At 70.8% G+C, this 8,345-nt stretch carries 7 protein-coding genes; 2 read left to right on the top strand and 5 right to left on the bottom strand.

The window, feature by feature from the left end; translation table 11 throughout:
- Positions 1-35 precede the first annotated feature (35 nt).
- The 3 genes from ACFWBB_RS41925 to ACFWBB_RS41935 are packed head-to-tail and all read right to left on the bottom strand — an operon-like array spanning position 36 to position 2,910.
- Positions 36-1,214 (bottom strand): dipeptidase, encoded by a 1,179-nt coding sequence (locus ACFWBB_RS41925; protein ID WP_385284367.1) that lies wholly within the window; start codon positions 1,212-1,214, stop codon positions 36-38.
- 5 nt (positions 1,215-1,219) lie between these two features.
- Positions 1,220-1,717 (bottom strand): 5-(carboxyamino)imidazole ribonucleotide mutase, encoded by a 498-nt coding sequence (gene purE / locus ACFWBB_RS41930; RefSeq protein WP_328484627.1) that lies wholly within the window; start codon positions 1,715-1,717, stop codon positions 1,220-1,222.
- A 20-nt stretch (positions 1,718-1,737) separates the two neighbouring features.
- Positions 1,738-2,910: a 5-(carboxyamino)imidazole ribonucleotide synthase gene (locus ACFWBB_RS41935; protein WP_385284370.1), complete on the bottom strand. Its 1,173-nt coding sequence runs from the start codon at positions 2,908-2,910 to the stop codon at positions 1,738-1,740.
- A gap of 209 nt (positions 2,911-3,119) precedes the next feature.
- Between ACFWBB_RS41935 and ACFWBB_RS41940 the strand changes: the two genes are divergently transcribed.
- On the top strand, positions 3,120-3,635 hold the full coding sequence (locus tag ACFWBB_RS41940) for a GtrA family protein (RefSeq protein WP_385284373.1): 516 nt from the start codon (positions 3,120-3,122) through the stop codon (positions 3,633-3,635).
- Positions 3,636-4,158: 523 nt separating this feature from the next.
- On the opposite strand, the gene ACFWBB_RS41945 is transcribed toward ACFWBB_RS41940, so the two are convergent.
- Positions 4,159-5,433 (bottom strand): ATP-binding protein, encoded by a 1,275-nt coding sequence (locus tag ACFWBB_RS41945; protein WP_385284376.1) that lies wholly within the window; start codon positions 5,431-5,433, stop codon positions 4,159-4,161.
- 183 nt (positions 5,434-5,616) lie between these two features.
- On the bottom strand, positions 5,617-6,294 hold the full coding sequence (locus ACFWBB_RS41950; protein ID WP_020128522.1) for a response regulator transcription factor: 678 nt from the start codon (positions 6,292-6,294) through the stop codon (positions 5,617-5,619).
- A 526-nt stretch (positions 6,295-6,820) separates the two neighbouring features.
- Between ACFWBB_RS41950 and ACFWBB_RS41955 the strand changes: the two genes are divergently transcribed.
- Complete coding sequence (locus ACFWBB_RS41955; RefSeq protein ID WP_385284379.1) at positions 6,821-8,317, top strand: oligopeptide:H+ symporter; 1,497 nt, start codon at positions 6,821-6,823, stop codon at positions 8,315-8,317.
- Positions 8,318-8,345: the final 28 nt, after the last annotated feature.

Below are 8,345 nucleotides of genomic sequence, written 5' to 3' on the forward strand. Positions count from 1 at the left end.
CCCACCGACCGCCCCGCCGAAGCCCAGGGGCCCGGTCAGCAGTCCAGCGACTCGATCGTCGCGTGGGAGGGCGGCCGGGTCGCCTGGAGGTCGCGGGCGACGTCCTCGGCCGCGCCGAGGACGCGTACCGCGTTCTGCCAGGTCAGCTTGGCGAGGTCCGGCCCTGACCAGCCGCGGTCGAGGAGCTCCGCGATCAGACGGGGGTAGCCGGAGACGTCGTCGAGCCCGTCGGGGGTGAAGGCGGTGCCGTCGTAGTCGCCGCCGATGCCGAGATGGTCGATGCCGGCGACCTCGCGCATGTGGTCGAGGTGGTCGGCGACCGTGGCGACGGTGGCGATCGGCCGGGGGTTCGTCTCCTCGAACGCCCGGTGCACCTTCATCGCCTCGGGGGTGGTGGCGAGGTGGTGGAAGCCGTGGGCGCGCATGTTGTCGTCGGCGGCTGCCGTCCAGTCGACCGCCGCCTGCAGGACGAACTTCGGCACGAAGGTCACCATCGCCATGCCGCCGTTGGCCGGGAGGCGTTCCAGGACGTCGTCCGGGATGTTGCGGGGGTGGTCGCAGACCGCGCGGGCGGAGGAGTGGGAGAAGATCACCGGTGCGGTCGTCGCGTCGAGCGCGTCCCGCATCGTCGTCGCCGCCACGTGCGAGAGGTCGACCAGCATGCCCTCGCGGTTCATCTCGCGCACGACCTCGCGGCCGAAGGAGGACAGGCCGCCCGCCCTCGGTTCGTCGGTCGCGGAGTCCGCCCAGTCCACGTTGTCGTTGTGGGTGAGCGTCATGTAGCGCACGCCGAGCGCGTACAGGCCGCGCAGGGTGCCGAGCGAGTTGGCGATGGAGTGGCCGCCCTCCGCCCCCATGAGCGAGGCGATCCTGCCTTCCGCGCGCGCCGCCTCCATGTCCGCGGCCGTCAGTGCCGCGCGCAGGTCCCCCGGGTGGCGGGCGACGAGCCGCCGCACGCAGTCGATCTGCTCCAGCGTCGCCGGGACCGCGTCGGGCAGGTCCGCGCGGACGTACACCGACCAGTACTGCGCACCGACCCCGCCGGCGCGCAGCCGGGGGATGTCGGTGTGCAGGTGGGCGTGCTGGTCGGTGGCGATGTCGCGGGCGTCGAGGTCGTAGCGGACCTGCTCGCGCAGCGCCCAGGGCAGGTCGTTGTGGCCGTCGACGACGGGGAACTCGCGCAGGAGCTCGCGGGCCGCGTCCAGTGAGGTCATCTCCGTCACTTTCCGAAACCGAAGCCGTTCGAGCCCTCGACCTTGGCGCGCAGGCGCTTGCCCTTCTCGGTGGCCTGGTCGTTCAGCTCCTGCTGGAAGTCCCGCATGCGGGCGAGCAGTTCCTCGTCGTGGGCGGCGAGGATGCGGGCGGCCAGCAGTCCGGCGTTACGGGCGCCGCCCACCGAGACCGTGGCGACCGGGACGCCGGCCGGCATCTGCACGATCGACAGCAGGCTGTCCATGCCGTCCAGGTACTTCAGGGGCACGGGTACGCCGATCACCGGGAGCGGGGTCACGGAGGCGAGCATGCCGGGGAGGTGGGCGGCGCCGCCGGCGCCCGCGATGATCACCTTGAGGCCGCGCTCGGCGGCCTGCTCGCCGTACGCGACCATCTCGCGCGGCATGCGGTGCGCGGAGACGACGTCGACCTCGTACGCGATCTCGAACTCGTCGAGGGCCTGCGCGGCGGCCTCCATGACGGGCCAGTCGCTGTCCGAACCCATGACGATGCCTACAACTGGGCTCATTCGGTGATCGTGCCTCTCAGGTAACCGGCTGCGTGACGTGCGCGCTCGAGGACGTCGTCCAGGTCGTCGCCGTAGGTGTTGACGTGGCCGACCTTGCGGCCGGGCTTCACGTCCTTGCCGTACATGTGGATCTTCAGCTGGGGGTCGCGGGCCATGCAGTGCAGGTACGCGGAGTACATGTCCGGGTAGTCGCCGCCCAGGACGTTGACCATGACCGTCCAGGGGGCGCGCGGACGCGGATCGCCGAGCGGGAGGTCGAGAACGGCGCGGACGTGGTTGGCGAACTGCGAGGTGATCGCGCCGTCCATCGACCAGTGGCCCGAGTTGTGCGGGCGCATCGCCAGTTCGTTGACGAGGACGGCGGAGGAGCCGTCGGCGTTGCGGACCTCGAACAGCTCGACCGCGAGGTGGCCGACCACGTCCAGTTCCTTGGCGATGCGCAGGGCCATCTCCTCGGCCCGCAGGGCGAGGGCCCCGTCCAGGCCGGGCGCAGGGGCTATCACCGTGTCGCAGACGCCGCCCACCTGCTGCGACTCGACCACCGGGTAGGCGACCGCCTGTCCGTGCGGGGAGCGCACGACGTTGGCCGCGAGCTCGCGGACGTAGTCGACCTTCTCCTCGGCCAGGACGGGGACGCCGGCCCGGAACGGGTCCGCCGCCTCCTCGACCGAGTCGACGACCCACACGCCCTTGCCGTCGTAGCCGCCGCGGACGGTCTTCAGCACGACCGGGAAGCCGTCGCCCTCGGCGCCCTCGGCCAGGCCCTCGGCGGCGAACGCGGCGACGTCCGCCGGGTCGGTCACGATCCTGTGCCGGGGGCAGGGGACGCCGATCGCGTCGAGTCTCGCGCGCATCACCCCCTTGTCCTGGGCGTGCACCAGCGCGTCGGGGCCCGGGCGGACGGGGATGCCGTCCGCCTCCAGCGCCCTGAGGTGCTCGGTGGGTACGTGCTCGTGATCGAAGGTGATCACATCGCACCCGCGCGCGAACTCACGGAGCGTGTCGAGATCGCGGTAGTCGCCGATGACGACATCGCTCACGACCTGCGCCGCGGAATCCTGTGGGGTGTCACTGAGGAGCTTGAATCTGATGCCGAGCGGGATGCCCGCCTCGTGTGTCATACGAGCGAGCTGGCCCCCGCCGACCATGCCGACTACCGGGAACGTCACCACCCCAGGGTATCGGCCGCGCCACCGAGGCCGAATTCCGTGCCTCTTACCGGGACCTTTCCCGTCTCATACCCGCCATATCCCCGCTTCCTCCCCGCTTCTTCCCCGCTGGTCACGGCCCCGTGAGCCGGACCACAGGAAACCGACAAGAGTGGTGGTTAGCATGGCTGGGTTGACGAAACCGATCCCGGACGGGGGCCTGTACGACCATGGCACATGGTTCCTCGGGGCTGAGGAGGGTCGTCCGCGAGCTCGCGAAGTTCGGAGCCGTGGGCGGCGTGGGGCTGCTGGTAAACCTCGGCGTCTTCAACCTGGTCCGGCATCTGACCGACCTGCCGGTGGTGCGCGCCAGTGTCATAGCGACCGTCGTGTCGATCGTCTTCAACTACGTGGGGTTCCGATACTTCACCTACCGTGACCGCGACAAGAGCGGGCGCACGAAGGAACTGACGCTGTTCCTGCTGTTCAGCACGGTGGGACTGGTGATCGAGAACGGGTTGCTGTTCGCGGCGACCTACGGGTTCGGGTGGGACAGCCCGCTGCAGAGCAACGTGTTCAAGTTCGTCGGCATCGGGATCGCGACCCTGTTCCGGTTCTGGTCGTACCGGACGTGGGTGTTCCGGGCGCTGCCGGCGAAGGAGGCCGTGGCCGGCGCCGAGTCGTTCCTCACCGTGGCCGAACAGTCCCGCAAGCCCGAGCCGAGGGCCGAACAACGGGTGGGCTGAGCGGCGGATGAACCGAGCGGCGAGGGCACACGACGGCGAGCGGGCTCGACGGCCGGCGGACGGAACGCCCTGCGGACCGAACGGCCGGCGGACCGAACGCCCGGCGGCTGAGCGACCGGCGGACCGAGCAGCGGATGAACCGAGCGGCGAGGGCACACGACGGCGAGCGAACCGAGCGGTGAGCGGGCTCGACGGCCGGCAGCCGGAACGCCCGACGGGCTGAGCGAGCGGACGAGCGGTCGGCGGATCGAGCGACCGGCGGACCGAACGGCGATGGGCTGAGCGGCCAGGGCACACGACGGCGAGCGGACCAAGCGGTGAGCGGGCTCGACGGCCGAGCGACCGGCGGACCGAGCAGCGGATGGGCTCAGCGGCGAGGGCACACAACGGCGAGCGGGCTCGACGGCCGGCGGACGGAACGCCCGACGGCCGAGCGACCGGCGGACCGAGCAGCGGATGGGCTCAGCGGCGGACCGAGCGGCGGATGGGCTGAGCGGCGAGCGGACCGCGCCCCGGGCGGGCGTTATCTGACCGTGGGCTCGCCGTCCTCGGCGGTCCGCTTCTGCGGGGCCGTGCGGGACAGGAACAGACCGAAGACCGGGGGCTGGGCCTGGAGCATCTCCAGACGGCCGCCGTCGGCCTCCGCCAGGTCGCGGGCGACCGCCAGGCCGATGCCGGTGGAGTTACGGCCGCTGATGGCCCGCTCGAAGATACGGGCACCCAGATCGGCGGGGACGCCGGGGCCCTCGTCGGTGACCTCGACGACGGACTGGTTGCCGGTGACGCGGGTGCGCAGGGCCACCGTGCCGCCGCCGTGCATGAGCGAGTTCTCGATCAGGGCGGCCAGGACCTGGGCGACCGCTCCCGGCGTGCCCACCGCCCGCAGGTTGCGCTTGCCGGAGCTGACGATGGCCCGGCCCACCCCGCGGTAGGCGGGGCGCCACTCGGCGAGCTGCTGCTGGATGACCTCGTCGAGGTCGAAGGTGACCGCCGAGCCGGTGCGCGGGTCCCGGGCGTTGGTCAGGAGGCGTTCGACGACGTCCGTCAGGCGTTCCACCTGCGTCAGGGCGATCGTCGCCTCCTCCTTCACGGTGTCCGGGTCGTCGGTGAGGGTGATCTCCTCCAGGCGCATGGAGAGGGCCGTCAGGGGCGTGCGCAGCTGGTGGGAGGCGTCTGCCGCCAGGCGGCGTTCGGCGGTCAGCATGCGGGCGATGCGCTCGGCGGAGGCGTCGAGGACGTCGGCGACCCGGTCGAGTTCGGGAACCGCGTACCGCTTGTGCCGGGGCCTCGGGTCGCCCGAGCCCAGCCGTTCCGCCGTCTCCGCGAGGTCGGTGAGAGGGGACGCGAGACGGTTGGCCTGGCGGATGGCCAGCAGCACCGCCGCGATCACCGCCAGCAGCGCCACCAGGCCGATGATCAGCAGCGTGCGGCCGACCTCCCGGGTCACCGTGGAACGCGGCTCCTGGACCAGGACGCTCTCGCCCTCCTCGCCCTTGGCCGTCGCCGTGATGACATCGCCCTGGGGCTGGGTGCCGACCTGGATCACCGGCCGGCCGGGCATCCGGATCTCGGCGTAGCGGTCCTGCGTGACCTGGTCACGCAGTATCCGGGCGGTGACGTTCTCCGAGCCGACCAGGCGGCTGTCCACGATGCTGGCCAGCCGCAGTGCCTCGGAGTCCACCCGTTCCTGCGCGCTGTTGCTGATCGTGCGGGTCTCGACGATGACGAGGGACACCCCGAAAACGGCGATGACGACGAGCACGACGGCGAGCGTGGACTGAATGAGACGGCGACGCACGAACCCCTCCGGGCAGTGGCTTCACAGGACGGGGTGGCGGGCAACTCACCCGGGGGCGCGGGGCCGGGCCGGATATGCGGCTCCGCCGCGTGGACGCGAGAAGACCCACCGGCCCCGCACCCGGCAACGCAACGCGCACGGTCGGCCGACCGCAGCGGTTGGGGGTGCCCCCTCCGGGGGAGTTCAGCTCTTCTCGAAGCGGAACCCCACGCCCCGCACCGTGGCGATGTAGCGGGGATTCGCCGCGTCGTCGCCGAGCTTCTTGCGCAGCCAGGAGATGTGCATGTCGAGGGTCTTGGTCGACGACCACCAGGTGGTGTCCCAGACCTCGCGCATCAGCTGATCGCGGGTCACGACCCGGCCCGCGTCACGGACGAGGACCCTCAGCAGGTCGAACTCCTTGGCGGTGAGCTGGAGTTCCTCCTCGCCCATCCAGGCGCGGTGCGACTCGACGTCGATGCGGACGCCGTGGGTGGCGGGCGGCTGCTGCGGCTCGGACGCGCCGCGCCGGAGCAGGGCCCGGACCCGGGCCAGCAGCTCGGCCAGCCGGAAGGGCTTGGTGACGTAGTCGTCGGCGCCCGCGTCCAGACCGACGACGGTGTCCACCTCGTCGGCGCGCGCGGTGAGGATGAGGATCGGGATGGCGTGGCCCTCGGAGCGCAGTCGGCGGGCCACTTCCAGGCCGTCCATGCCGGGCAGCCCGAGGTCGAGCACGACCAGGTCGACGCCGCCCTGCATTCCGGCGTCGAGTGCGGTGGGGCCGTCCTCACGCACCTCGACCTCGTAGCCTTCCCGGCGCAGGGCACGGGCCAGCGGCTCCGAGATGGACGCGTCGTCCTCGGCGAGCAGTACACGGGTCATGAGCTGATGGTAGTCCGCGCCGGGCGGCGGCCGAAGTGTGATCGCCCCGCTGTTTCTTACTCACGGACATGCCGGACAGACGGCGTGTCGAGCGTCGGCCGTCCCGCCGTCGATCTTGGTACAGACCTACGGTCGAGGGATGGCATCCTGGTTCAGACCTTCAAATCCCCGCACGCGGTTCCTTGATCACCTGTGATCCGTGTCTCAAGTCCTTCCATATGCGGCATTGTGCTGCCGTATGGTGAAAGAACGCCTGCAGCACGCAACGGCCTTCGGCGGTCACCTGACACCCGAAGGTCACTTTTGTGTGCGGGCCGGTTCCCGCCGGCCTCCAAAAGGAACGACCTGTGGCCGGGCCCCCGAAGCGAGGGGGCGTGGATCCCGGTGGTCGCCGTCCGCCGCTTCGAGACCCGGAGCGGACTCCCCCGGGGCGTAGGGGTGGACGAAGCGGTCCGCCGGTGCCGGCCGCCCCCCACCGGGCGCGCGGCACTCCCGTGCGGCGCGTCCCGACCAGCAAGGAACGACCATGGCGTCCAGCCTGACGAAGGACTCGGTGACTCCGGGCACCCCCGGTTCCGAGAAGACCTTCTTCGGCCACCCCCGCGGACTGGCCACTCTCTTCATGACCGAGATGTGGGAGCGTTTCTCCTACTACGGCATGAGGGCTCTGCTCCCGCTGTACCTCGTCGCTCCGGGCGGCCTGCACCTCAGCGCGGCGACCGCGACCGCGATCTACTCCGTGTACGTGTCGCTGGTGTACCTGCTCGCGATGCCGGGCGGCTGGTTCGGCGACCGGGTCTGGGGTCCGCGCAAGACCGTCGCCGTCGCCGGCGGGGTCATCATGCTCGGCCACCTCACGCTGGCGCTGCCCTTGTCCGGCACGTTCTACGCGGGCCTCGGTCTCGTCGCGATCGGCTCGGGATTGCTGAAGGCCAACATCTCTACGATGGTCGGCCACCTCTACGAGGGCCGGGACGACGCGCGCCGCGACGGTGGCTTCACCGTCTTCTACATGGGCATCAACCTCGGCGCCTTCGCCGCGCCGCTGGTCATCGGCACCATCGGCGAGAACGTCGGCTGGCACCTGGGCTTCGCGCTCGCCGCGCTCGGCATGGCGCTGGGCCTGGCCCAGTTCCTGCTCGGCAGCCGCCACCTCGCCGACCGCTCCAGCGTCGTCCCGATGCCGCTGTCCGCCGAGGAGAAGTCCTCGACGCTGCGCAAGGCCGCGATCTGGGCCGGCATCGCCCTCGTCTTCTACGCGATCGTCGGTTTCTCCGGCCACTACACGCTGAACTGGCTGCTGGTCCCGCTGACCCTCCTCGGCGTGATCATCCCGGTCATGGTGCTGACCCGCATCAAGCGCGACAAGGACCTGGACCGCACCGAGCAGTCGTCGATGTCGGCGTACATCTGGTTCTTCGTCGCCGCGGCCGTCTTCTGGATGATCTACGACCAGGGCGGCTCGACCCTGTCGATCTTCGCCGACTCGTCGGCGAAGAACACCGTCTTCGGCTGGGAGTTCCCGGTCTCCTGGTACCAGTCCGTCAACCCGGTCCTGATCATGGCCCTGGCCCCGGTCTTCGCCTGGATCTGGCTCGCGCTGAACCGGCGCGGCAAGGAACCGAGCACGATCGTGAAGTTCGCCTCGGGTCTGCTCCTGGTCGGCGTGTCCTTCTTCCTCTTCCTGGCCCCGCTGTCGATCGCCGAGGGCGGTCACAAGGCGGCCGCGCTGTGGCTGGTGGCGATCTACTTCGTGCAGACCGTCGGTGAGCTGCTGCTCTCGCCCGTCGGCCTGTCCGTCACGACGAAGATGGCACCCGCGAAGTACGCCTCGCAGATGATGGGCGTCTGGTTCCTGGCCGTCACCGCCGGTGACGCCACGACCGGCCTGCTGTCCATCGCGGGCGCCGACCTCAACAAGACGGGCGTGGTCACCCTGGAGGCCACGCTCGCCGTGGTCGCCGGTGTCGCGGTGTGGATGTACCGCGGCAAGGTCAAGAAGCTCATGGGCGACGTGCGCTGACGCTGACGCCGGTCCGAGCGTGAACTGG

The sequence above is a fragment of the Streptomyces sp. NPDC060000 genome, assembly GCF_042737375.1.
In the GTDB taxonomy this organism is placed as follows: domain Bacteria; phylum Actinomycetota; class Actinomycetes; order Streptomycetales; family Streptomycetaceae; genus Streptomyces.

Bases quoted from the DNA above. Each gene is read 5' to 3' on its own strand.
- ACFWBB_RS41925 (WP_385284367.1), bottom strand. From the start codon at position 1,214: ATGACCTCACTGGACGCGGCCCGCGAGCTCCTGCGCGAGTTCCCCGTC.
- purE (WP_328484627.1), bottom strand. From the start codon at position 1,717: ATGGGTTCGGACAGCGACTGGCCCGTCATGGAGGCCGCCGCGCAGGCC.
- ACFWBB_RS41940 (WP_385284373.1), top strand. From the start codon at position 3,120: ATGGCACATGGTTCCTCGGGGCTGAGGAGGGTCGTCCGCGAGCTCGCG.
- ACFWBB_RS41950 (WP_020128522.1), bottom strand. From the start codon at position 6,294: ATGACCCGTGTACTGCTCGCCGAGGACGACGCGTCCATCTCGGAGCCG.
- ACFWBB_RS41955 (WP_385284379.1), top strand. From the start codon at position 6,821: ATGGCGTCCAGCCTGACGAAGGACTCGGTGACTCCGGGCACCCCCGGT.